Source organism: Pseudovibrio sp. Ad26, assembly GCF_001623285.1.
GTDB lineage: Bacteria > Pseudomonadota > Alphaproteobacteria > Rhizobiales > Stappiaceae > Pseudovibrio > Pseudovibrio ascidiaceicola.
In genome coordinates this window covers 199,551-220,521 of sequence record NZ_LMCE01000058.1, presented here as the reverse complement: position 1 = coordinate 220,521, position 20,971 = coordinate 199,551, and the positions used below count along the sequence as shown (strand labels likewise).

Here is a 20,971-nt window from a genome sequence, read left to right as displayed (position 1 = left end):
TAGTGGGTCTCTTACTTCCTCACCGCTTCCCATGCCATCTTCACCAGAAACTGCCTGTCTTTATCACAGACAACCCGCTCTGTGCTTAACAGCGTATAGGCTGGACCTACGATGAGCGCGGAGGCAACGGACCATGGGATGGGTTTTACAGCTCCCAGCACTTGCCAGGTGGCATAGAGCGCCTCTCCCTGCAAATGAACGTTCTCCATCTGTTGCTTGATGGTTTCGAACTCATCTTCCGTCTGGGCTTTGACCTTCAGCTCCTCAAAGAGGCGGAACAGATCAGGATTGGCACTGCCCCACCGCAGCAAGCCATTGACGGAGGCTTTGATGGTGTCTTCAGCGCTGGCGGTTTGAGGTGTGTTGCGTGTCTCTCTGGTCCAACCGGCGACGGCCTGATCCCATAGCGCGACGGCGATATCCGGTTTTCCCTTGAAGAAGTGATAGATGCTGCCAGTCGTCGCTCCGCTTTTGTTGCGGATTTGTGCAATCGAGGTGCTTGTGTAGCCCTGTTTTAAAAACAGCTCCAGCGCAGCATCCAGTATGGATTGATATCTGTTGTTTTCATTGGCCACTAGAACACCATTCCAACCCTGACGAGAGTACCGCTCTATCTCAAGTTAGAACGCCATTCTAATATATGAGCGCAGTGTCAGGTCTGCAAAGAAGAACCGTGGCAGTGCAAAGAGACCCTTAAAAGCAATGGAAGGATTTGAACCTGATGCGTCGTGTTTTTGAGTTTACAGGTCTTGCGTGTCTTCACCTGAGAAGCAGCCATCATTCTACGGAGAAACGTCTTCAGAAATTGATGCCTTTTTTCAAATGGTTGGCCAGCACTTCCAGGCTTAGATTTGCCATTTTGTAAAGGTCTTCATGGGACATGCCGTGCTGTACCATGATGGAGAGACCTTCAAAGATCGTTGCGTAGAACTTGGCCAGTGATGTGGCTTCATCATCGGTTTGAAGCTCGCCTTTGCACTGGGTGAATTTGTAGATGAAGTGCTCCATGCCCTCGAGCTTCATCTTGCGCAGCTCCTCCGACAATTCCGGATCCAGCTCAGCAATGTCCATGAGGGTATGGAACCGCATGGCCGTGCCAGCATCATATTGCTCCCGGGAGAGTTCAATAAACTCGTAAAGCACAGCTTCAACTGCCGGGTAAAGTTCTGAGTGGAGCGCGAGCACAGACCGGAGCTGGCGATAGAATTTGGAGAAGTACCAGTGCATGGCAGCTGCACAAAACTGCTCTTTGGTGGCAAAATGCTTCTCGATAAAGTCTCTTGAGCTTCCGCTTGCAACAGCAAGGTCTTCCAATGTGGAATGCTGGAACCCTTGCAGCATAAAAACCTTCACGCAGGAATCTAAGGCGGTTTCGAGTTCAGGTGACAATTCACCATCGCGTATGGGATCTAATGAGGACATGGCGCCAGTATACGTTTTGGGTGGGGGGCAGCAATCTCGTTCTCCCGCTATGGGAAATGAGTACAGAAGAGGTCTCTCCTGTCTTGGTGGATTTCTTTCATCTTCTGTAAAGAGCTAAGGCAATGGGCGGTGAGAAGTCAGGGTCACTCACTTTGATTTCTTCTTGGAGCCCTTCTTTTTCTTGGGTTGGCCGGTCTTCATATGCGCTTCCAGAACGCCGAGGCTCACAACTGCAACCTTGTACATCAGATCACACGGGGTTCCGTATTTGATCAGCTCATAAAGGCCTTCAATCACTGTCAGGAAGTAGTGTGCCAACACCTCGATGTCGGCGTCGTCCTTGAGCTCCAGCTTGCACTGCTTGAACTTGTCGAGAACCTGATGTTCCCAATCATCCTGCAGTTCCTCGAAGGAGTTTTTGACGAACTCATCAACGTTGGAAATGTCAATGAACGTGCGGACAAACAGGCCTTTGTTGGCATGGACCTGATCGCAGCTGATTTCGATGAAGGCAAACAACACCGCTTCCATGGCCGAATAGATGTCCTGGTGCATGGCCATTTCTGCGCGCATGTGGCGGCTGTACTTGATGTAGTACCAGCGCATGGCTGCAGCTGCGAGTTCCTGCTTGGACGTGAAGTGTTCCTTCACGCAGTCTCCCGAGCATCCAGCTGCTTCACCGATATCATCCAGAGTGCAGGTTTCGTAGCCCTTGAGGAGAAAGACTTTGACGCACTGGTCGAAGAGCCTTTCCGCTTCAGGAGATACGTTTCCGCCTTCTATCTTATCGCACGGTCTCATAGCCGCGAGTATATGGTGTCGGCGGGTCTCCTCAACGCTGTTTTGGTCACATGGGAAACAACATTGCAAAGACATAGGGCTTACTGCGCCTATAACTTTCACCATCTGTAAAGGATTAGAAACGATCGCGATTGGGTTATCTTTTGAAGTGCCCTGGCACGCCTCAAAATTCATTATGTTCACCCTATGTTCCAAATCTCATATCGACAGAGAACATAAAGATAACCTTTTAATTGATGCGGTAGGAATCCAGAACTTTCATGCTCATATCAACCACGCGATAGAGCTGTTCTTTTTTGGCGCCATCCTTACATTGACTGGCCAGTCCCTGCAGAGTTGCTGCATAAAAGCGGGCAAGCGTTTCGATATCAGTACCGGTCTTGAGGCTTTCTTTGCAATCAGTAAGCTTGCGCGTGATCGCAACCACCATGGTGTTGCGCAGATCAGTAATCTCTCTGGTCAGAATGCTATCCTGAGTGGAGATCTCCAGTAAGCCAGATGACAGAAGGCATCCGTCTGACTCTGTTTTATCGCAGAGCACATCAATACATTCGTAAAGGGCGACACGAATGGCATCACAGCAGTTGGAATGCATGGCAAAGCCCGAAAGCAGCCTGCGGCCATAGTTTTGCAGGTACCACCTTGTGGCTGCTGCATAGAGTTCTTCCTTATTGGAAAATGCCCCTTCTACGAACTCATGAGGAACACCCATAGCGTCCACGACATCATCTAGGGAAGTGGATTCATAGCCGCGCTTCCAAAACATTTTGACAGAGGCTTCTAACATGGCCTCGATGTCCGGAGATATTGTTTCCACGTGCATTTCATCCTTGATAGGCATAAGTACATATTACGCCGCCATGGATAAAGAACAACCGATTATTAATACTAGGAAAATTACGATTAAGGCCTGATAGACAAGATCCGGACAAATTGAGTATTTCGCCTTTTCGCAGCCTCATTTCGCGCCGGATTTGAGCGTTCTATCTTACAAAAAAGCGGGCTGACACTGAGGGCTGCCAGTCCGCTTGTTCTGATTGTTTTTGCTCACACGCACTAGTGTATGACAGGCTGGTTCTCCAATCTTTCAAGGCTGGCATCAGCGAGATTATATAGGTCGGTGCGATCTACCCCATCACAGGCCTGCTTGATGAGAATAACCATGACTTCGGTATAGAATTCCGCAAGCTCATTGGGTCTAAAACCCGAGGCGAAGCGCTGTTTGCAGTTCTCCAGTTTTTGATAGATGCGTCCGTGGACCTGCTCTTTGAGGTGCGCCATTTCTTTGGAGATAACGCCGTCGGCATCCGAAATCTCCATAAGCTCAACAGAGAGCAAACTGCCATGTGGGCAGTCATCCTCGCAAAACAGCTCAATGCATTCGTAAAGGGCAATGCGGATGGCTTCGACTGGGTTGGAATGCATAGCGAAACCGGAGAGGATCTGGTGCTCGTATCTGGTCAAGTACCATTTGACCACATTGGAGAACAGATTAGCGGTGTCATGAAAGGTTTGGGATAAACGCTCGGTTGGGACGCCCGTCGCTGTACTGATTTGCTCCAGCGATGTTGCTTCCACCCCAAAATTTGAGAACTCATGGATGGAGGCTACAAAAGTTTTTGTCAAACTGATCGGTGTCGGCTGGTTCGTTTTAACGGTCTCGATTTGCATCGAAAATCTCCCGTATCTCTATTGAGCGAGCCTTCAATCTTAAGCTCTTTTATGTATGCAACAACTTACCCTCACGCGAACGGAACTCATCCTTAACAAAGAGGATCGGTTTGTCTCAGCTTTAGTGAAAAATGATGTAACCATCTGTGGCCATGTAAAAATATTAGGCTGAATTTTACGGAACTCTCATTCTGCGAAGGCTGCATGACCTTGCGTCTGCTGTCATCTATTGTGGCGAGACTTTGATATTTTGTCGTGTTGGTAACGCAGCTTGTTACAAAAGCAATCAGGGCGATTACGTGACCAGATTAAAGCGGTGCGCTACGATGGGCCATTATTCCCTGCCCTTATCTCTCAACACAAAAAGCCTTCTAAAAAAATACAACTCAAGGGCGACAAAAGTTGACAGGCACCCTCACCAAAAAAAAGAGCCTGACAGATGTTCATTTCTGTCAGGCTCTTGGGTGGGAGTGTGCTGGGCGTACTCATTTTCGGTAGGCTTCCAGCAGCTCCAGGCTTAAATCTGCCACGCGGTAGAGCTCATCGCTTGGGATGCCGTCTGCTGCCTGACTGGCGAGGCCTCTGAGTGATGTGATGTAAAAGCGCGCCAGTACGGGTATGTCTGCTGTATCCTTCAAGTGGGTCTTATTGCCGTTCAGCTTCACTAAGATGGTGGCGTAGACCTTGCGGCGCAGTGACAGTAGCTCCGAGATCAGGATCCGATCGCTGTTGTTGACTGCTGCCAGTGCATAAGACAGCAGCTTGGCGTGCTCACACTGCTTGTTGCAGAACAGCCCGATGCATTCGTAGAGCGCACCGCGCAGAGCTTCTGTAGGATTGGAGTGAAGCGCGAACTCTGACAGGAGCTGTCTTCCGTACTGATCCAGATACCACATCACTGCAGTGCGATAGAGGTGTTCTTTACTCTCAAAGTTCTCATTGAGGAAATGATAGGAAACACCGGACTGTCGGCACACATCATCAATAGACGTGCGATGGACACCGAGGCGCCAGAATACTTTGAGGGATGCTTTGAGTGCTTCCTGCATTGACTGCGGGAACGTCTCGGTGAAGTTAATGGTATCACTATCCATCGTCAGCCTCCCTTGGTGTTGGGCAATCCATACCAAAAGCATAGGTGACGGGAGACTTGGAACAACAAACTCAAGAGTGCATGGGAAACACCCTTAATATAATCATTCGCGATACTCTGATATATTATGTAAATGACATTCTTTAGTTTGCGTAATATTGCAAAATAAAAATGGCGTGATTGCGTAATTTTATTAGCAACACACGCCAAATAACGCAATTTTTGCGCCATTTCTTTTATCAGAAACGGCGAGATGCCTGTAATACGCTCAAACTGTGTTCTGCGATTTTATGTAGCTCTGTCGGGCAGTTAACGTCTCTTGCCTGGACAGCCATGCCTTGAATTGTGGCACCAAAGAAGCTGGCAAGGGCCGGAAGGTCAGTTCCTTCGACGAACTGGGTTTCACAGGCTTTAAACTTATCGGCGATGATCTTGATGGTTTGCTGGCGCAAATCAGCCAATTTACGTGCCAATGCGCCTTGAGCATTAGAACTTTCGACCAATCCGGTGGCGATCATACAACCAGAAGGATGGTCTCCACCGACGAAAACCTCCACACATTCATAAAGAACGGTCCGGATCGCTTCATAAACACAGGAATGCAGAGCAAGGCCAGACAGCATTTGCCGGCCATAGCTTGCCGAATACCTGTCGATTGCAGCCAGGTACAGTTCCTCCTTGGAGGAATACGCTGCATATAGACTTGGTGGTGTAATACCCATGGCAGTGACTAGCTCATTTATCGAAGTCGCTTCATAGCCCTGTTGCCAGAACAGGATACTTGCGATCTCCAGTATTTTATCTTTATCCAACCGACGGGGTCGACCGCGGGGGGCTTTTTCCATTTCCATAGCGATCACTATATATATTGATTGAAATTTTAATCAATCATAGTTTTACCAAGGGTATTCCTTAGGTTTCTGGCATTATATCACCGCCTTCACCCACACATTACTGATGCATATCAAACTGTTATGCAAAAGCCCGTGGCCCATTTTGCGGTGTTTTCACGCCTGTCTCTCCGGCTAAGGTATAATGACAGATTGTCGCAACCCCTTGCGATCTGCAGAGGCGTACCCCAAAATCACAGAGATAACGAGATCCAGTGCTCAGCTTCCACTATTACGTATGAAATCAGGAAATCGTCTACCTCGCCTCATAAAAAAGAGCGGCACTGAGGCCGCTCTTGATGTTGCTTTCGCTTTGCGGTGTAGCGTTGGTTACGCCTTAACAGCCGCAGAGAGGCCCAGCAGGCTTTTGGAATCGAGCACGTTGTCCAGGTTGGCCTGAACTTTAAACATTCCGCCTTCACCGACCTTATAACCAGCAACGCCGGTACATGCTTTTTGTACAGTCTTACCGCCCATCACTTCAGAGGACAGGCTCATCAGCGCGTTTTGTGCTTCAGTCCGCTGGCCGTAGATCTGAGGTACAAGAGACTTCTCATTTTCTGCGCGCCCTGCGTTCAGGCTCTCTACTTCCATGAGACGCGCTTTGACGGCGGCATCCAGATAACCTGTGCGATCCTTGCCGGACATGCAGTTGATTGCAGGAACGGCTCCGGTTTCATTGGCGATCAGGTTTACCAGCACAGCGACACCGTATGCATTGCCTGCGGAACGGCGCTGCTTGCCATCATTGACCGCCTCATGCAGCTGGGTACTATAACTTTCGAGACGGGCGACTTTACCTGGATCGTTGGCCTCGACTGCATCGGCTTTAGCCTGATCGACCATTTCATCCAGCTTACCAATCAGCGGTTCATTGTGGTTGTCTGCCCATTTCCAGCCGGTGAGACGATCGCCCAGATGCTTTCCGATGCTCCCAGAGAACAGTCCCAGTTTCGCGAAACCATTGACACCCATGCTGAACGGCAGCACTTCGACCTCTACCTTGACTTCCGTCACGCCCACATCCGGCAGATCGACCTTAATGGTCTGCTCGCCCTGAATTCGGTCCCACGCTTTTTGCTGGCCAGTCTCATAGGTTTTTGCTTTGGACGCAGCGGTCAGCAGTGAGGTTGAAACAATCTTCAGTGGGAACGGTTCTCCATTTGGATGATCTGCACGCCACTGAACAATGTCAGAGGTCTTCGTGGACGCCGCTGCTGTTACCACTTCCCGAGTTCTGTTGTCCGCGCCCTCTTTAGCCAAGTCAGCATTATGCTTGACGCCGAACGGGTAGTTCACACCGTGGCGGACTGCAGCGTAAGACGTGGTGTCCCCTTTCAGTTCGCTGACCCAGAGATTGACGGCGTGCTCTGTCTCTGATGTTGCCGTGGAGCTGATGCCGTGCTTTTCACTGGTCTGATAACCAACCTCCAACGCACCCAGTTTTGCGGCAGGTGTGGTGGTAGCTGTGAACGTGCGCTCCGTCGGTGTGGCATCACCAGAAGCGCCCAGTTCTCTTTGAGTTGCGGCATCCAGTTTGACGGTCTCCGTGGTGGTTTGCCAGTTGTCCTTTGTCGTGTTCAGGGTCTGGGTGATATGTGCGGACATATGTTGCTGAAAGTCCTTCTTCAGCGCTTTGACCTCACTCTTGGAGAGCGTCGTTCCTTCAGTAGACGCAGCCAGTTTATAAGCTGAGATGACTTCCTTCTGGATATCTTTGTTCAGCGCTTTAGAGGCTTTAGCGATACCTTTGATATCATCAGGATGTTCTGCAATCTTTGCATCCAACCGATTGAACGCCGCCTTGATGCCCACTTCTGCTTTGATCTCAAAGACATCACTGTTTCCACGAACCCCAGCACTCAGCAATTCTGCAACAGCATACTTTGCGGCTGGTTTTACATGGGTATCAGCTCGTTCCTTGATGTTTTCGACCGATGTAGCAAGGCTCTTGTTATTTTCAGTAAATTCCGCAGTTTTTGCGTTCACCAACTGCTTGGTGGCACCTGTTGCAGCCGGAGCGGTTTCTGCTTGGGATGCGCGTGAAGTACCGGTGAAGAAGGCTTTGACGCGAGCAAAGACACTCTCGGTCTCTCTGCCTTCTGCCGGAGTGTTTACACGTGCTGCCAGGCTGTGATGGGAAGAGCTGGAGAGTTTTTCTCTGACATAAGCAACAATTTTATACAGGCCACCATCATGGCTCCGCACTTCAGTTGATTTTGCAGCTGTGTTTTCAGAGGTATTGGTGTTTACCTGATTTACAGATGTATTTTCAATAGGTTGGACAGTTGTCGATGCCGCGACCGTCGGAATTCCCATGCCTAGTTCCCTTAGTTTTGTCTTTTAGCGGCGCTTTGAGCGCGTTCTTGAGACAAAGCATATGGAAAGCTGAGAGGCGTGATGTGCCCTTTGGCACGCCTGTGGGTTGATTGTCTCTGTTAGACAGAGTTCAAATCAAACATCCCGTTTAAAGGAGCACCCGTGTCGAACTTTCAAACAGCCGCTAATGAATTTCTGGAAAGCATTGATTTAAGCCCGATGCTGGAGGATGACCTTGACGGCGAACTCGTGCTTGAAATTAATCAGAATTTTTCTCTGGTATTCGGCTTTGATCAGACTACTGAAACGTGCGTGCTCCGCATTCTCTTCAATGACTTGCCGACTGATACCCGCGTTCTCACGGAACTGCTGCAAAACAGCAATACGCTTGATGTGGCTGGTTATAATCTGACCTTTGGCCTTGAGGTTGCTCATTCCTCAGCCTATGGCGAAATCCGCATTCCAGACAGCGACATTGACGTGACGCATCTGAAGCAGGTTTTTCCGGTCTTCCTTCAGGTCTCAGAGTGGTATGCAGAAGTGAAAGCCGGTGCGGCCCCTGAGTTGTCAGGCCAGGACCACCCGAAAATGTGGATGTAACTCCTGAGGCTTGCCTCGTGCCTTTGAGACAGAGATAGCGTAAAAACAAAGCCAGCTCCGCACAAACGGAACTGGCTTTGCTAAATTCACTCGGTTTGCTGAGATCAGCGCATGGCTTCTACAGCAGCCTTTGCGCAGGCTGCGTCATTTTCCATGGAGCTGCCCGCAACACCGATACCACCCACCAGAGCACTTTCACCCACAATGATTGGCAGGCCACCTGCAATGCCCAAAATACCCGGGAACTGTTTGAAGACCGGTGCCTTCTCCAGAACCTCGTTCACCTGCTCTGTTGGCATGCCCCAGGACAAAGATGTGTTTGCCTTGAGCGTTGCGCCTTTGTAGCTGGCAGGCAGAGCCTCATCCATGCGTGCAGACGCCACAACATCCTCTCCCCGATCCAGAATAACGATGGACATGTTCCAACCGTTTTCCTTTGCCAGAGCCACACAGGCGCTTACGCCTTTGCCTGCAGCATCAAGGCTCAAATAAGGACGGGTATGGTCCTGAGCGGTTACCGCGCTTGCCACCAGTGCCAGAGATGCCCCTAAAAGAAGCGATTTTGCATTAATATTCATGAATTTATCTCGCGTTCCGTTTTCCCACGTGCGCGCGGACTTAATTTTAAAATTGTGTCCGAAGCAAGGGTGCCCAGCGCAAACCTGAGTTTATCCAGTAACTTTTATGAACCGTCTGCCGATACGATGGAATTTTTGACAAGAAAAGACCCGCCTGACGCAATCAAGCATCAAGCGGGCCTTTTTTGAATTCAGCAGACAGCTGAAATCGATGAGCTAGATTAGCCTACGACTTCGGTGCCGGAGAACCAGTAAGCGATTTCTTCAGCAGCTGTTTCAGGAGCGTCAGAACCGTGTACGGAGTTTTCGCCGATGGACAGAGCGAATTCCTTACGGATGGTGCCTTCAGCAGCATCTGCGGGGTTGGTAGCGCCCATGACTTCACGGTTTTTCGCGATTGCGTTTTCGCCTTCCAGAACCTGAACGATGGTTGGAGCGGAAGACATGAATTCTGTCAGTTCACCAAAGAAAGGACGCTCTTTGTGTACTGCATAGAAACCTTCTGCTTCACGCAGGGACATCCAAACGCGCTTGGATGCAACAACGCGGAGGCCAGCTTCTTCGAGCTTAGCGGTGATAGCACCGGTCAGGTTGCGTTTGGTTGCGTCCGGCTTGATCATGGAAAACGTGCGTTCAATCGCCATCGTTATTACCTGCAGTTTGTCACGAGCTTGCGAAGGGCAGCTCTCATTAAAAATCTTTTTCCTGTAGCGCCTTAACAAAGCGCCACAAAGGTTCGCGCGAGATATACTTAAACTCTCCCTTAAAAAGCAAGAGGGTATATCCGTATTCCCACGTTGTCCTGCGTGAAAACTGCAGAAAACAGGCGATTATGACTCATTGATGACGGTTGTAATGCTGTTATCAGCCCTGCTCCGAGGCACCCCTCCCGTCTCTTCCTTATGGCCCCCTTTGATTTTAAGGGGAGGTTTTCCCAAGGAGGCAATGTCGCGAATGCAGGCTTTTGGCGAAAAGAGTTGAGGTTCCAACACGTTCTGACTCTGCATGGGCCAGATACGTCTTTCGGGTTGCGACTACACGTCTCCCCCTGCTGCTGGTTTTGTTTGAGGTGGGTCAATTTATAGAGGTTCAAAGGCGTGCATTGTTCTTGCAACAGACATAGCAAGAGGACACCCCTATGAAAGCAGCATTTGTAATGTATGCCTCCTATAACAAGTGGGCTAACGATCTATTGCTTCAGGAATGCGACCAGATCACTGCGGAAGAGTACCACCGTGATCTTGGCGTTTATTTCAATTCCATTCATGGCACCATGGATCACCAGTATGTGGCAGATAAGGTCTGGCTCTATCGCTTTACCGGCCAGGGCGACCCGATTGACAGCCTTGACGAACAGTTGACTGGTGACCTTGCAACCTTGCAGGAAAAGCGCCGTCTGTTGGACGACCGTATCTGCTCGGTGATTGATCAGATGCAGGAGAAAGATTTCCTACGCACCATGATCTATCGCACTGTGCGCAAGCCGCTGGTGATGCAGCAGCCCCTTGGCGCGGCGCTGTTCCACTTTTTCAACCACCAGACCCACCACCGCGGACAGGTGCACGCGATGCTGACCCAGTTGGGTCGCACTCCAGCGGCGCTGGACATGATCTACTTCCAGCGTGAGACAGGTCAATGGATGGCGAAAGAAGAGGACATGATTACCGCCTGATCGATCCTTCCCCCGGTTCAGTGGAGGTCCTCTTGTCTCTCCCTGAATGCAAAACATAAAGCAGTTTGCCGTTCTCACTGAACAGGCAAACTGCTTTTTTTGTCAGCCCGCATATACGCTCAGTGAGAGCGCCAGCGTGATCAGCACAAACAGCATGATCACCAACGGCATACAGAAGCGCAGCCATGTATGGTAAGGCACGCGCCCAATCGCCAGACCGCCCATCACCACAGCAAAAGTTGGGTTGAACAGGTTCAGCAATCCGCTGGCTGATTGAAAGGCTGTAACGACAAACTCCGCCCCTACATTTGAAAAACCTGCAAGCGGCGCCATGATGGGCATGGAGAGAACGGCCAGCCCTGATGAGGATGGGACGAAGAACGACAACATCAGCTCCAGCCAAAAGACCACGTTAATGAAAGCAACTTTGCTCAGTCCGCTCAGGACTTGCTCTGACCAGTGGAGCACGGTGTCCGTAATTGAGCCCGCGTCCATGACCACGACAATGCCGCGTGCCACACCAATAATGAGCGCGACGCCCAGAAGATCCTTCGCGCCATCAAGGAAGTTGTCTATATAGGCGTGCTCTCCCATACGGGTGATGAAGGCAATCAAGATGGATGAACCGAGAAACAAGGTCGACATTTCGGCCATCCACCAGCCCAGCGCGGACACGCCATAGACCAGCATGCCGAATGAAGCCGCAAAGATGACCAGCACTCTGGCGTGTGTGTGGGTGAACTGCGGCAGTTCATCTATGGTCACCCCATGCAGGAAGTGCTTTTCGTTGTCTTTTTGCATATCCGCAGTCAGGGACCTGGAGTGGTCCGCTTTGACCTTGGCAGCGTAACGCATGACCCAGAACACGCAAAAGCCCCAGCCTATCGCAAGGATCATGAGCCTTAGGCCCATGCCCTTGGTAAACGGAATGCCCGCCGCATCTGAGGCTATGGCGGTGGCGAAGGGGTTGATGGTTGAGCCCAGCGTTCCCATGCCCGCACCTAGCATGATCACGGCGACACCAGTGAGAGAATCGTACCCTGCCCGGATCATGATGGAGATCACAAGGGCATAGAAAGCCAGCGTTTCCTCTGCCATACCATCAACTGTGCCACCTAAAGCGAACAGGGCCATCAGGATGGGGATCATCAATCTCTCCCGCCCTTTTAGCGCCAGCATGACATGAGCTATTCCGGCATCGATTGCTCCGGTACGCTTGACCACCATGAGATAACCGCCGATGACCAGCACAAAGACGGCAACATTGATGGCATTGGCCTGTCCGGTCTTGGGGTTATAGAGGCCGGCGATCGGCGCCATGAGAACATCTATGGGGCCTTGCGGGTTTCTTGCCACTTCGTGATAGCTGCCTGGCACCGGCACTTCCTTACCCAGCTCTGCGTTCAACGTGCGATCATATGTGCCCGCCGGTATGAACCAGGTTGCTATTGCAACCAGAATCGTTAGCGTGAACAAAATTGTAAACGCGGTGGGGAATCTGGATTTTGACATGAGAAGCGCCCGAATGATGGTGGTGACCGTCCTTTGCGTTGCTTGTGATTAAAGCTGCGAATTCTGCTGTTTGGCACTCCCCTTTTCAAGGGGAGAACAAAGCGCTTTTCTCCGTTGCATCTGGCCTAATTTCTGAGGTGGTTTTATGGGATCTTCAAAGAAGATCATTGTGGAGGTTGATGGGTCGTCTCTTCCAGAGGATGTTGCTGCCACCTTTAGTGCTTATCCGGAGGACAAACGCGTGCGCCTACTGGAGCTGCGTTCTTTAATTTTGGACTGCGCCCAGCGTCTCTTTGGCCCTTCCTCTTTCACTGAGACCCTGAAATGGGGCGAGCCATCCTACCGTCCTTTGCCCAAACACGACGGCACCAGCGTACGCCTGCATTGGAAGCCCAAATTTGGCAATCAGGTCGGGCTGTTTGTTCATTGCCAGACAACGCTCATCGCCGACATGCGCGCGCTTTATGGCGATGAGCTCTCATTTGAGGGAAACCGGTGTTTGTGGGTGCCCTCGAATGGCGATTATCCTCGTGATGCGGTTGAGCATTTTGTGGCTGAGGCGTTCAGGTATGGGAAGAAGGCATAAGCCTGAGAACCGCTTACCTTGCCAAATCGGGACAAATCCGCATAGTTGTTACCTTAGCTTTTCTAAGTCGTTTTTCAGTTTTCACTGGGAGGCTTTTCATCTCATCAAGTGTTCCAGTAGCTGTGACGGAAATGCTTCCGGCTCGCCAACGTCACTTCTCGCTAAATAGATAATCGAGGCAGCGGATTGTGCTGCCTGATAATTGGTGCGTTATGACGAACGATCAAATTGGCATTTCCATGCGCATTGGCGCGACAGTTTTCTTCACCCTGATGGTGTTGTGTGTGAAGCTGACTTCTGGAACGATCCCGCTTGGACAGGTGGTTTTCTTCCGCAGTGTGATTGCCTTGATCCCACTGGTCCTCTTCTTGCGGCTCACAGATGACTTTCCCGGCGGGCTCAGTACCAAGCGGCCTTTTGGGCATGTTACGCGCTGTTTATTTGGGGCGGCGGCGATGTTCGCCTCGTTTGCAACCATCCAATACCTTCCTATCGCAGAAGCAACGATCATTGGGTATGTGACGCCTATCTTCACGATGATATTGGCGCGTATCGTTTTGGCGGAACAGGTGACTGCAACGCGTTGGATCGGCGTAGCACTCGGCTTTTCTGGCATTTTGCCACTGGTCCTGCCAGACCTGACGGGTACTAAGGCCAATGAAGAGTATCTCATTGGTGTTTCGCTTGGCTTCATCACGGCGATGCTTACGTCAGTGGCTATGATACAAGTTCGTAGCCTAACCAAGACTGAGAATGCTGGCGCGATTGCTTTTTACTTCGCCTTCACCTGTGCGGTGCTCGGAGCTGCGACTTTTCCTTTGGGATGGTCTGCACCAAGCATGGAGGAATATGCCTTGCTTGTTGGAGCAGGTTTTGCTGGTGGCATTGCGCATATTCTGATGACACTGGGTTACAAGTACAGTGAAGCCTCCAAGCTGGCTCCCTTTGAGTATCTCTCCCTTGTGTTTGCTGTGCTGGCGGACTTGATGATCTTCGACATTGTTCCAGCCAGCAATTTTTATGTGGCCGCTGCCTTTATCTTCACATCTGTGAGTTTTGTGGCCATAAAAGACCGGCGAAAACCTAAGCCAGCACAGACCTGACAATCCTCATAGATCCAGGGGACCGTTGCCTATGTGCCGAGTGCATGTACAAATTTGCGCGCAGCGGTGTTTCTCCCCTTGCTAAACAAGAGGTTTGCGGGCAAACAGCGTGGCATGCTTCAGGTTTCTAATCTTACATACCGCATTGCCGGGCGTCTTTTGATCGACAATGCCTCCGTTACTATTCCAAGTGGTGCGAAGACCGGTCTGGTTGGGCGCAACGGCGTCGGCAAATCCACGCTGTTCAAACTGCTGTGCGGTGAGCTGTCCGTTGAGAGCGGCAGTGTGCATATGCCACAAAAGGCGCGTGTGGGTCAGGTGGCTCAGGAAGCGCCGGGCACGCAGGAATCCCTTTTGGAAGTGGTTCTGGCGGCTGATACGGAACGTACCGCTCTTTTGGCTGAAGCCGAAACGGCTGAGGATGCGCACCGGATTGCTGAAATTCATACGCGTTTGGTCGACATTGAGAGCCACAGCGCTGAAGCGCGGGCCTCTGCGATCCTGAGCGGGTTGGGCTTTTCTTACGATGAGCAGCAGCAGCCGTGTGCCAACTTCTCCGGTGGTTGGCGTATGCGTGTTGCGCTTGCGGCCCTGTTGTTTTCCAAGCCAGACCTGATGCTGCTTGATGAGCCGACCAACTACCTCGACCTTGAGGGTACGATGTGGTTGGAGAACTTCATTGCGCGTTATCCGTACCAGGTTGTTCTGATCAGCCATGATCGTGATCTTTTGAACAATGCGGTTGATAGTATCGTGCACATGGATGGTGGCAAGCTCACCTTCTATCGCGGTGGCTATGACAGTTTTGACCGTCAGCGCCGTGAAACCATTTTGCTGCAGAAGAAGGCGGCAGATAAGCAGGAAAAGGCACGCAAGCACATTCAGAGCTTCGTTGACCGTTTCCGCGCGAAGGCCACCAAAGCGAAACAGGCGCAATCTCGCATCAAGATGCTTGAGAAGATGCAGCCGATTTCCGTGTTGGATGAAGGATCAGGGCTGGAGCTGCACATTCCGCAACCTGAAGCCAAGCTTTCCCCACCGATCATCAAGCTGGAACAAGCTTCTGTTGGCTATGATGACACGGTGATCCTGAAGAACCTTACGCTGAACATTGACCATGATGACCGTATTGCTCTTTTGGGAGCCAATGGTAACGGTAAGTCGACCTTCGCCAAGCTGATTGCAGGGCGTCTTGGTTTGATGTCTGGTGATATGACTAAGGCCACCAAGCTGAGCACTGCGTTTTTTGCGCAGCATCAGCTGGATGACCTGATGCCGGAAAGCAACCCGATTGAGCATGTGCGGCCACTGATGCCGGGTGCGCTGGAGTCCAAAATCCGCGCTCGTGTGGACCGGTTTGGTTTGCCGACTGACCGTATGCTGACCCCTGCCAAGGATCTTTCCGGTGGGGAGAAAGCCCGGTTGCTGCTGGGTCTTGCCACGTTCCACGGCCCGAACCTTGTTATCCTCGATGAGCCGACCAACCACCTTGATATCGACAGCCGCGAAGCCCTTGTGCACGCGATCAACGATTATGACGGTGCGGTCATTCTGATCAGCCATGACAGGCATCTGGTAGAGGCCTGTGCAGACCGGCTGTGGCTGGTTGCTGATGGCGGTGTTAGAAACTTTGACGGCGACATGGCGGAGTACCGCAAGTTGATCCTGAAGGGCGACAGTGGCTCCAAGTCCAAAGTCGCGGTTGATGAGGACAGCGAGAAAGCGAATGCACAGGCTCGCCGCAAGGAAGCAGCTGAGCGCCGCGCCAAAACAGCACCGCTGAAGAAGAACATTGAAGCTGCAGAAAAAGAGATCTCCAAGTACCAGAAGTACATCAAAAAGCTTGATGCCCTGCTGGCTGATCCTCGCATCTACACCGAGGCACCGGACAAAGCGAAACAACACGCCATCCGCCGTGCTGCCTATGTAAAGGTGCTGGAAGAGACCGAAGAGACCTGGCTGAAGATGTCTGCTGAACTGGAAGAGCTGACAGGCAGCTAGGCCCTGAGCTTTCGTGATATTGTTATGAACCCGGGGCTGGAAACAGTGCCGGGTTTTTTGTTGTAGTTAGCAGGAGACTTATACGTCAATGTCTATAGCGGAATCCCCTGAAGGGAAAGAATTACGGACCCCAAATATCATCAGTATCGTTAGTATCAAGGCGAGGCAGGCAATCATAAGAGCGGCAAAGTAAACATCACTTGGCGTCCTGGTACAGACATTTCCCTTGCATTTCATGGATACCAGGAACGGGTCACGCCCTTCACTGTTACTGCTCAATGCAAGCAGCTTTGAGTATGCTCTGTCACCGAAGACATAACTTTTCTCTTGCCCATCCATGACTACCATGGCGTCTCCGGCGACCATAAGATTGAGCTTTCCAAACTCAACAATGAACTCTTGTGGCTCCTGTTTGTATGAGCTCGTATAGCTCATAACAGGCCACCAGGCTTGCACTGGAAAGAAAGTGTGCACGAGGACCGGCAAACATACCAACAGCCCAAGTTTTACCAGTGGCTGCTTCATCAAGCTTTTTCCAAATAAATAAAGCAATAAAAACAATAACTTAATTGATATTTCTAATATACAGATTCACCAACCTCACAAATTGATTCAAGTGAAACGCTCACACCATGTTAGGCCTCGGAAACGAGTTTTGACAGGGTTTTCACTCGGTCGTTCCTCGAACCTGTCAGCTCCACCGTTTCGGGCAGGACATCCAGCAATCCGAGCGCATCATCGCGGAGGATTTCCTTCAGGCAGATGTCGGTTTGCTTCCGGAGTTTGGGATATTCGATAGTGGTGGTGATCTCATCTGGTGAGGTGAGCGGAAGGAAGACGATCAGGTCCAGTGTGGTGAGGGCTTGTTCGATTTGTCTCAGGAGCTGACCTGATGGTTCCCATTCATCGCCGTCCTGTTCACTCAGCACGTCCAGATAGGCCATGAAGTCCAGCGGGCAGCGGTCAAAGATTATGTTTTGCTCTGCGCTGGCTGTAAGTATCGTTTTCAGGTTGTGGCTCAGCTGCTCTGTGAAATCTTCGATGGAAGGCTCACTCGAGAGTGCAACGCCCTGTTCTGCAAGCTCCCAATAGGGTTCCTGAACGGCTTCATAGTTCCGATGTTGATCGACAAAGTCCTCTATGAGTGTTGTTTTGCCGATCCCGTGGGTTCCTGAGATTGCGACCCTCATGTTGCCCCCTTAAAGACAAAAGCGCCTCTCTCCATACCCGGAGTGAAGCGCTTGATTATCTGGTTGTTATTTGCAGGCGCGATATCTTAGGTGCTGCGTTTTAGTTCCAGCCAGATGTGTGGGATCTTGCGGCCATCATCTTTGTGTTGGACGAAGGTTTTTCTCGCAATCTCTTCGAAGTCGTCATCGTAATATTCAGCGATCTCTTCGTCGGTCAGTGGCCATGGCGGGCCTGAGCGGTCGCCGGTGCCATCATAGTACCGCCCGAGGATAATCAGCGTGCCGCCGGGGGCGACGAGGCTTTTGAGTGGCTTTACCACATCACCGCGCATTTCAATTCCGATGGCCTGCAGTGTAAAGCATTCGTAGACCAGATCGAACTTGCCAATCCAATCTGCTGGTGGGTTGAACAGGTCCGCACAACGGAATTCGACTTCACCAGATGGGAAGCGCTTTTGCGCCCACTCTATTGCCGTGGGCGCTACGTCGAAGGCGGAGGTTTTCCAGCCTGCCTCATGCAAAGCATTGGCGTTGTCGCCCAGCCCGCAGCCCACATCCAGTGCGGTGCGTCCCTCACCTTCGTTTTGTTCCAGCCATTCCACCAATGGTGCTTTTGGCTTCAGTTCAGCCCACGGGATCTCGTTGGTGTCGCCATCGGCGGTGGTGTAGACCTGCTCAAACCAGTTTTTACGGTTTTCCCAGCCCCCACCATTTGCGCCTTCCAGCGTATCCAGACGCGCGCGCAGCTGTTTTCGATGGTCTATGTCGTCAGTGGTCATGCTTTACGATCCCATCCGCCATTGTCGGTCTGCGCCCAGTATGTGAGTTCATGGTCGCCGTTTTTGACCTCCAGCCAACGCTGCCGGGCTTCTTGCAAGGCATCCTGATCGTTGCCGTCAAACATATAAACGACGCGCTTGTACTGCGCCGGATCTGGCAGAGGCGCGCGGTCTACAAGAAAGCGGACAATTGCCTCATTGGGATTGTCGTTTTCCGTTGTCAGGTAGATGGGCTGAAATTCCGGATGGCCTTCCTTTTTGGTGCCATGAGGCAGGAAACCATCGTCTGAGTAGGTCCAGAGATAAGAATCAATGGCATCACACCGTGCTTCCGTTCCAAACTGGATGGTGACAACCCATTCTCTCTCCAAACACTTTTCAAGGAGAGTGGGCAATGCCCGTTCCAGCGGAAATTTAGAGAGCTGGTAGAACAGCACTTCACTCATATTCTGGTTTCCCGTTTATCCGGCAGGCTTTTTGCGTCCTGCAGCCCGATACGTCGTGCGTCGCATGCTGCATCAGGCTGCGCATGGAATATGTAAAGCCCAAATCACAGTGTTTCTCAATTGACCACATTTTATCCTAAAAATTGTCGTGAATGATCCCAATTACATCGGGATATTCATAGGAATCGTTGATAAACCCAACCCAGACGCTTTAAAGGGCTAGACTTAACCTCATTCCTGGGGAATTTCGGTGTGGTGTTAAGCTTAGCGAAACCGACGCCAAATTATGGAGGGTGAAATGCTCTCATCTCTGTGGTGTTGTGGGACCGCAGGCATTGTATATTTAGGAAACGACCAAATGGCAGCGCGTATTGTATTGTTTTTTGCTCTTGTATCCGGTCTTGTTGGCGTAACTGCTGCAGTGGGTGCAATGCTTCCAGAAGCCTCCAGCTCCTGTTCTCATTATCAGACCTGCTGATTGACTGGAAAGCCAACTAACTCTTTCAAATATAAAATTTTCTTTGAATATAGCGTTTAGCGCATTGAACTCTTTTAAGATCAAGAATGCCCCTCTTCAGTGTGAAGTGGGGTTCTTTTTTTGCCGTCGTCGAGAAGTCTCTGTGTCTCAGTGATGAGCAGCAAAAAAGGCCAGCCACAGCTTCTGTGACCGGCCTTTGTTCGTTTAATTTAGCGCAGGCATTTTGTTGCCTGAAGCAAGGCTTAGCCTTCGTAATGATCTTTGATCATGCGGTTCAGTGCGCGCACGCCGAAGCCAGATGCCCAGCCCTGCGAGATTGCGTTTTTCTTGGAGCCCATTGCAGTGCCGGCCACATCGATGTGTGCCCACTTAGCCTCATTCGTGTGACGCTGCAGATAAACAGCTGCAGTGCTTGCACCACCCCAACGACTGCCGCCGGTGTTGCGCATATCTGCATTTGGAGTGTCGACCATCTTGTCGTACTCATCACCCAATGGAAGACGCCACATTTTTTCTGCAGTGGTTTCACCAGCTTCACAGATCTGCGCAGCCAGCTCATCATCAGCAGAGAAGACACCTGCGCGGTGGCCACCCAGAGCAACCAGACAAGCGCCAGTAAGGGTTGCGAGGTCTACCATGAACTTCGGCTCAAAGCGGCTTTGAGTGTACCAAAGCGCATCACCCAGCACCAAGCGGCCTTCCGCATCGGTGTTGAGGATTTCAACGGTCTGACCAGACATGGTTTTGACGATGTCGCCCGGACGGATCGCGTTGCCATCTGGCATATTTTCCACCAGACCCAGCACGCAGATTGCGTTGACTGCGGCTTTACGGCCAGCAAGAGCTTTCATGAGACCGATGACAGCTGCCGCGCCGCCCATGTCACCCTTCATGTCTTCCATGCCAGCGCCCGGCTTCAGGGAGATACCGCCTGTATCAAACACAACGCCTTTACCAACGAATGCGATTGGAGCTTCGCCTTCCTTGCCACCATTCCATTTCATGATAGCCAAACGGGAAGGACGAACAGATCCCTGACCAACGGCCAGTAGCGCATTCATGCCCAGTTCCTGCATCTCGGCTTCGTCAAGGATCTCAACTTCCACGCCGAATTCAGAGAGCTGTTGTGCTTTTGCAGCGAACTCAACCGGGCCAAGTGTGTTGGCAGGCTCATCAACAAGAGTACGTGCGAGCAGTGTGCCTTCTGCTACAGCTTCAGCTTCTGCCCAGAGTGGCGCCACTGCTGCTGCATCCTGCACCTTCAACGTGATTTCGCAGGCTTTGTCGCCGTCTGCTTCTTTCTTAACAGTGCGGTAGGTGTCGAACTTGTAGCCACGCAGCAAAGCGCCCTGCGCAAAATCTGCTGCCTGCTGAGCAGTTGCTGCTGCTGGGAAGGTCACTTCTGCACCTTCTGCTTTGAGCGCTAGCAATTTGCCCGCAACTTCACCGCCCAGATTAACCCAGTCCTGCTCTTTCAGATCGTCAACTTTGCCAAGGCCTGCAACGATCAAACGGTCTGCATCCATACCTTCTGGAGCGAGCAAGTGCATGATGCCGGACTTCTTACCTGTGAAATCAGCAGTTTTCGCTGCGCGCTCAACAGTTTTTCCAGCAGAGCCCATCACACCCTCAGCTTCTGCTGCAAAGCTGAGTTCTTCACCTGCAAAGACGACCTGAACGGGTGCTGTTGCATCAGAATACTGCGCGATCTTAATGGATGTGAATTGCGTCATTATATCGTTTCTTTCCTTGGGATGACCTGCGATAGGCAATTTCTAGCAGAATATGCTAGCGACCACAGGCGGACGCGTGGTCCAGCTACTCTTAAAA

General features: G+C 51.2%; 21 protein-coding genes. 5 read left to right on the top strand and 16 right to left on the bottom strand.

What is annotated here, in order from left to right:
- Positions 1 to 11 precede the first annotated feature (11 nt).
- The 8 genes from PsAD26_RS13755 to PsAD26_RS13720 form a co-directional block, all read right to left on the bottom strand.
- Complete coding sequence (locus tag PsAD26_RS13755; RefSeq protein WP_057465341.1) at positions 12 to 575, bottom strand: TetR/AcrR family transcriptional regulator; 564 nt, start codon at positions 573 to 575, stop codon at positions 12 to 14.
- A gap of 223 nt (positions 576 to 798) precedes the next feature.
- Complete coding sequence (locus tag PsAD26_RS13750) at positions 799 to 1,341, bottom strand: TetR/AcrR family transcriptional regulator (RefSeq protein WP_063288464.1); 543 nt, start codon at positions 1,339 to 1,341, stop codon at positions 799 to 801.
- 228 nt (positions 1,342 to 1,569) lie between these two features.
- Complete coding sequence (locus PsAD26_RS13745) at positions 1,570 to 2,397, bottom strand: TetR/AcrR family transcriptional regulator (protein WP_208985680.1); 828 nt, start codon at positions 2,395 to 2,397, stop codon at positions 1,570 to 1,572.
- Positions 2,398 to 2,452: 55 nt separating this feature from the next.
- Positions 2,453 to 3,046: a helix-turn-helix domain-containing protein gene (locus PsAD26_RS13740; protein ID WP_244278221.1), complete on the bottom strand. Its 594-nt coding sequence runs from the start codon at positions 3,044 to 3,046 to the stop codon at positions 2,453 to 2,455.
- A gap of 233 nt (positions 3,047 to 3,279) precedes the next feature.
- On the bottom strand, positions 3,280 to 3,894 hold the full coding sequence (locus PsAD26_RS13735; RefSeq protein ID WP_063310872.1) for a hypothetical protein: 615 nt from the start codon (positions 3,892 to 3,894) through the stop codon (positions 3,280 to 3,282).
- Between the two features lie 485 nt (positions 3,895 to 4,379).
- Positions 4,380 to 4,988, bottom strand: a complete 609-nt coding sequence (locus tag PsAD26_RS13730; protein WP_063310871.1) for a TetR family transcriptional regulator — start codon at positions 4,986 to 4,988, stop codon at positions 4,380 to 4,382.
- 238 nt (positions 4,989 to 5,226) lie between these two features.
- The gene (locus PsAD26_RS13725; RefSeq protein ID WP_208985679.1) at positions 5,227 to 5,838 is read right to left on the bottom strand and encodes a TetR/AcrR family transcriptional regulator; all 612 of its coding nucleotides are present in this window, start codon (positions 5,836 to 5,838) and stop codon (positions 5,227 to 5,229) included.
- A gap of 369 nt (positions 5,839 to 6,207) precedes the next feature.
- Entirely contained in the window at positions 6,208 to 8,196 is a 1,989-nt protein-coding gene (locus PsAD26_RS13720) for an inositol phosphate phosphatase SopB (RefSeq protein ID WP_063310869.1), read from the bottom strand.
- A gap of 162 nt (positions 8,197 to 8,358) precedes the next feature.
- Here PsAD26_RS13720 and PsAD26_RS13715 point away from each other — a divergent pair, with 162 nt between their 5' ends.
- Positions 8,359 to 8,796 (top strand): hypothetical protein, encoded by a 438-nt coding sequence (locus PsAD26_RS13715; protein WP_063310868.1) that lies wholly within the window; start codon positions 8,359 to 8,361, stop codon positions 8,794 to 8,796.
- Positions 8,797 to 8,900: 104 nt separating this feature from the next.
- Here the strand turns inward: PsAD26_RS13715 and PsAD26_RS13710 are convergent, their stop codons facing one another.
- Together PsAD26_RS13710 and ndk are read right to left on the bottom strand one after the other, a co-directional pair.
- On the bottom strand, positions 8,901 to 9,374 hold the full coding sequence (locus tag PsAD26_RS13710) for a heme-binding protein (protein ID WP_063310867.1): 474 nt from the start codon (positions 9,372 to 9,374) through the stop codon (positions 8,901 to 8,903).
- Between the two features lie 221 nt (positions 9,375 to 9,595).
- On the bottom strand, positions 9,596 to 10,018 hold the full coding sequence (gene ndk / locus PsAD26_RS13705) for a nucleoside-diphosphate kinase (protein WP_057465350.1): 423 nt from the start codon (positions 10,016 to 10,018) through the stop codon (positions 9,596 to 9,598).
- A gap of 494 nt (positions 10,019 to 10,512) precedes the next feature.
- On the opposite strand from ndk, the gene PsAD26_RS13700 reads away from it, so the two are divergent.
- Positions 10,513 to 11,046, top strand: coding sequence for a DinB family protein (locus tag PsAD26_RS13700; RefSeq protein WP_057465351.1), 534 nt, complete (start codon positions 10,513 to 10,515; stop codon positions 11,044 to 11,046).
- A 102-nt stretch (positions 11,047 to 11,148) separates the two neighbouring features.
- On the opposite strand, the gene PsAD26_RS13695 is transcribed toward PsAD26_RS13700, so the two are convergent.
- Positions 11,149 to 12,558: a YfcC family protein gene (locus tag PsAD26_RS13695; protein ID WP_063310866.1), complete on the bottom strand. Its 1,410-nt coding sequence runs from the start codon at positions 12,556 to 12,558 to the stop codon at positions 11,149 to 11,151.
- 145 nt (positions 12,559 to 12,703) lie between these two features.
- Here PsAD26_RS13695 and PsAD26_RS13690 point away from each other — a divergent pair, with 145 nt between their 5' ends.
- From PsAD26_RS13690 to PsAD26_RS13680, 3 genes are all read left to right on the top strand, one after another.
- Positions 12,704 to 13,144, top strand: a complete 441-nt coding sequence (locus PsAD26_RS13690) for a DUF1801 domain-containing protein (RefSeq protein WP_063310865.1) — start codon at positions 12,704 to 12,706, stop codon at positions 13,142 to 13,144.
- Positions 13,145 to 13,356: 212 nt separating this feature from the next.
- Positions 13,357 to 14,247: a DMT family transporter gene (locus PsAD26_RS13685; RefSeq protein WP_063310864.1), complete on the top strand. Its 891-nt coding sequence runs from the start codon at positions 13,357 to 13,359 to the stop codon at positions 14,245 to 14,247.
- A 114-nt stretch (positions 14,248 to 14,361) separates the two neighbouring features.
- Entirely contained in the window at positions 14,362 to 16,248 is a 1,887-nt protein-coding gene (locus tag PsAD26_RS13680) for an ABC-F family ATP-binding cassette domain-containing protein (protein WP_063310863.1), read from the top strand.
- 78 nt (positions 16,249 to 16,326) lie between these two features.
- On the opposite strand, the gene PsAD26_RS13675 is transcribed toward PsAD26_RS13680, so the two are convergent.
- The 5 genes from PsAD26_RS13675 to PsAD26_RS13655 all read right to left on the bottom strand — a co-directional run bounded on the left by PsAD26_RS13675 (position 16,327) and on the right by PsAD26_RS13655 (position 20,874).
- On the bottom strand, positions 16,327 to 16,773 hold the full coding sequence (locus PsAD26_RS13675) for a hypothetical protein (protein WP_063310862.1): 447 nt from the start codon (positions 16,771 to 16,773) through the stop codon (positions 16,327 to 16,329).
- Positions 16,774 to 16,883: 110 nt separating this feature from the next.
- Positions 16,884 to 17,438: an AAA family ATPase gene (locus PsAD26_RS13670; protein WP_063310861.1), complete on the bottom strand. Its 555-nt coding sequence runs from the start codon at positions 17,436 to 17,438 to the stop codon at positions 16,884 to 16,886.
- Between the two features lie 86 nt (positions 17,439 to 17,524).
- A complete protein-coding gene (locus PsAD26_RS13665; protein ID WP_063310860.1) occupies positions 17,525 to 18,217 on the bottom strand; it encodes a methyltransferase domain-containing protein in 693 nt (230 codons plus the stop codon).
- Positions 18,214 to 18,663, bottom strand: a complete 450-nt coding sequence (locus PsAD26_RS13660) for a DNA polymerase III subunit chi (protein ID WP_063288455.1) — start codon at positions 18,661 to 18,663, stop codon at positions 18,214 to 18,216. The genes PsAD26_RS13665 and PsAD26_RS13660 overlap by 4 nt, the downstream gene beginning before the upstream one ends.
- Positions 18,664 to 19,383: 720 nt before the next feature.
- Complete coding sequence (locus PsAD26_RS13655) at positions 19,384 to 20,874, bottom strand: leucyl aminopeptidase (RefSeq protein ID WP_063299400.1); 1,491 nt, start codon at positions 20,872 to 20,874, stop codon at positions 19,384 to 19,386.
- Positions 20,875 to 20,971: the final 97 nt, after the last annotated feature.

What these genes read in the sequence shown, in the direction of transcription:
- PsAD26_RS13750 (WP_063288464.1), bottom strand. Translation starts at nt 1,341, where the DNA reads ATGCTGCAAGGGTTCCAGCATTCCACATTGGAAGACCTTGCTGTTGCA.
- PsAD26_RS13745 (WP_208985680.1), bottom strand. Translation starts at nt 2,397, where the DNA reads ATGAATTTTGAGGCGTGCCAGGGCACTTCAAAAGATAACCCAATCGCG.
- PsAD26_RS13740 (WP_244278221.1), bottom strand. Translation starts at nt 3,046, where the DNA reads ATGCACGTGGAAACAATATCTCCGGACATCGAGGCCATGTTAGAAGCC.
- PsAD26_RS13735 (WP_063310872.1), bottom strand. Translation starts at nt 3,894, where the DNA reads ATGCAAATCGAGACCGTTAAAACGAACCAGCCGACACCGATCAGTTTG.
- PsAD26_RS13730 (WP_063310871.1), bottom strand. Translation starts at nt 4,988, where the DNA reads ATGGATAGTGATACCATTAACTTCACCGAGACGTTCCCGCAGTCAATG.
- PsAD26_RS13725 (WP_208985679.1), bottom strand. Translation starts at nt 5,838, where the DNA reads ATGGAAATGGAAAAAGCCCCCCGCGGTCGACCCCGTCGGTTGGATAAA.
- PsAD26_RS13720 (WP_063310869.1), bottom strand. Translation starts at nt 8,196, where the DNA reads ATGGGAATTCCGACGGTCGCGGCATCGACAACTGTCCAACCTATTGAA.
- PsAD26_RS13710 (WP_063310867.1), bottom strand. Translation starts at nt 9,374, where the DNA reads ATGAATATTAATGCAAAATCGCTTCTTTTAGGGGCATCTCTGGCACTG.
- ndk (WP_057465350.1), bottom strand. Translation starts at nt 10,018, where the DNA reads ATGGCGATTGAACGCACGTTTTCCATGATCAAGCCGGACGCAACCAAA.
- PsAD26_RS13700 (WP_057465351.1), top strand. Translation starts at nt 10,513, where the DNA reads ATGAAAGCAGCATTTGTAATGTATGCCTCCTATAACAAGTGGGCTAAC.
- PsAD26_RS13695 (WP_063310866.1), bottom strand. Translation starts at nt 12,558, where the DNA reads ATGTCAAAATCCAGATTCCCCACCGCGTTTACAATTTTGTTCACGCTA.
- PsAD26_RS13690 (WP_063310865.1), top strand. Translation starts at nt 12,704, where the DNA reads ATGGGATCTTCAAAGAAGATCATTGTGGAGGTTGATGGGTCGTCTCTT.
- PsAD26_RS13685 (WP_063310864.1), top strand. Translation starts at nt 13,357, where the DNA reads ATGACGAACGATCAAATTGGCATTTCCATGCGCATTGGCGCGACAGTT.
- PsAD26_RS13680 (WP_063310863.1), top strand. Translation starts at nt 14,362, where the DNA reads ATGCTTCAGGTTTCTAATCTTACATACCGCATTGCCGGGCGTCTTTTG.
- PsAD26_RS13675 (WP_063310862.1), bottom strand. Translation starts at nt 16,773, where the DNA reads ATGAAGCAGCCACTGGTAAAACTTGGGCTGTTGGTATGTTTGCCGGTC.
- PsAD26_RS13670 (WP_063310861.1), bottom strand. Translation starts at nt 17,438, where the DNA reads ATGAGGGTCGCAATCTCAGGAACCCACGGGATCGGCAAAACAACACTC.
- PsAD26_RS13665 (WP_063310860.1), bottom strand. Translation starts at nt 18,217, where the DNA reads ATGACCACTGACGACATAGACCATCGAAAACAGCTGCGCGCGCGTCTG.
- PsAD26_RS13660 (WP_063288455.1), bottom strand. Translation starts at nt 18,663, where the DNA reads ATGAGTGAAGTGCTGTTCTACCAGCTCTCTAAATTTCCGCTGGAACGG.
- PsAD26_RS13655 (WP_063299400.1), bottom strand. Translation starts at nt 20,874, where the DNA reads ATGACGCAATTCACATCCATTAAGATCGCGCAGTATTCTGATGCAACA.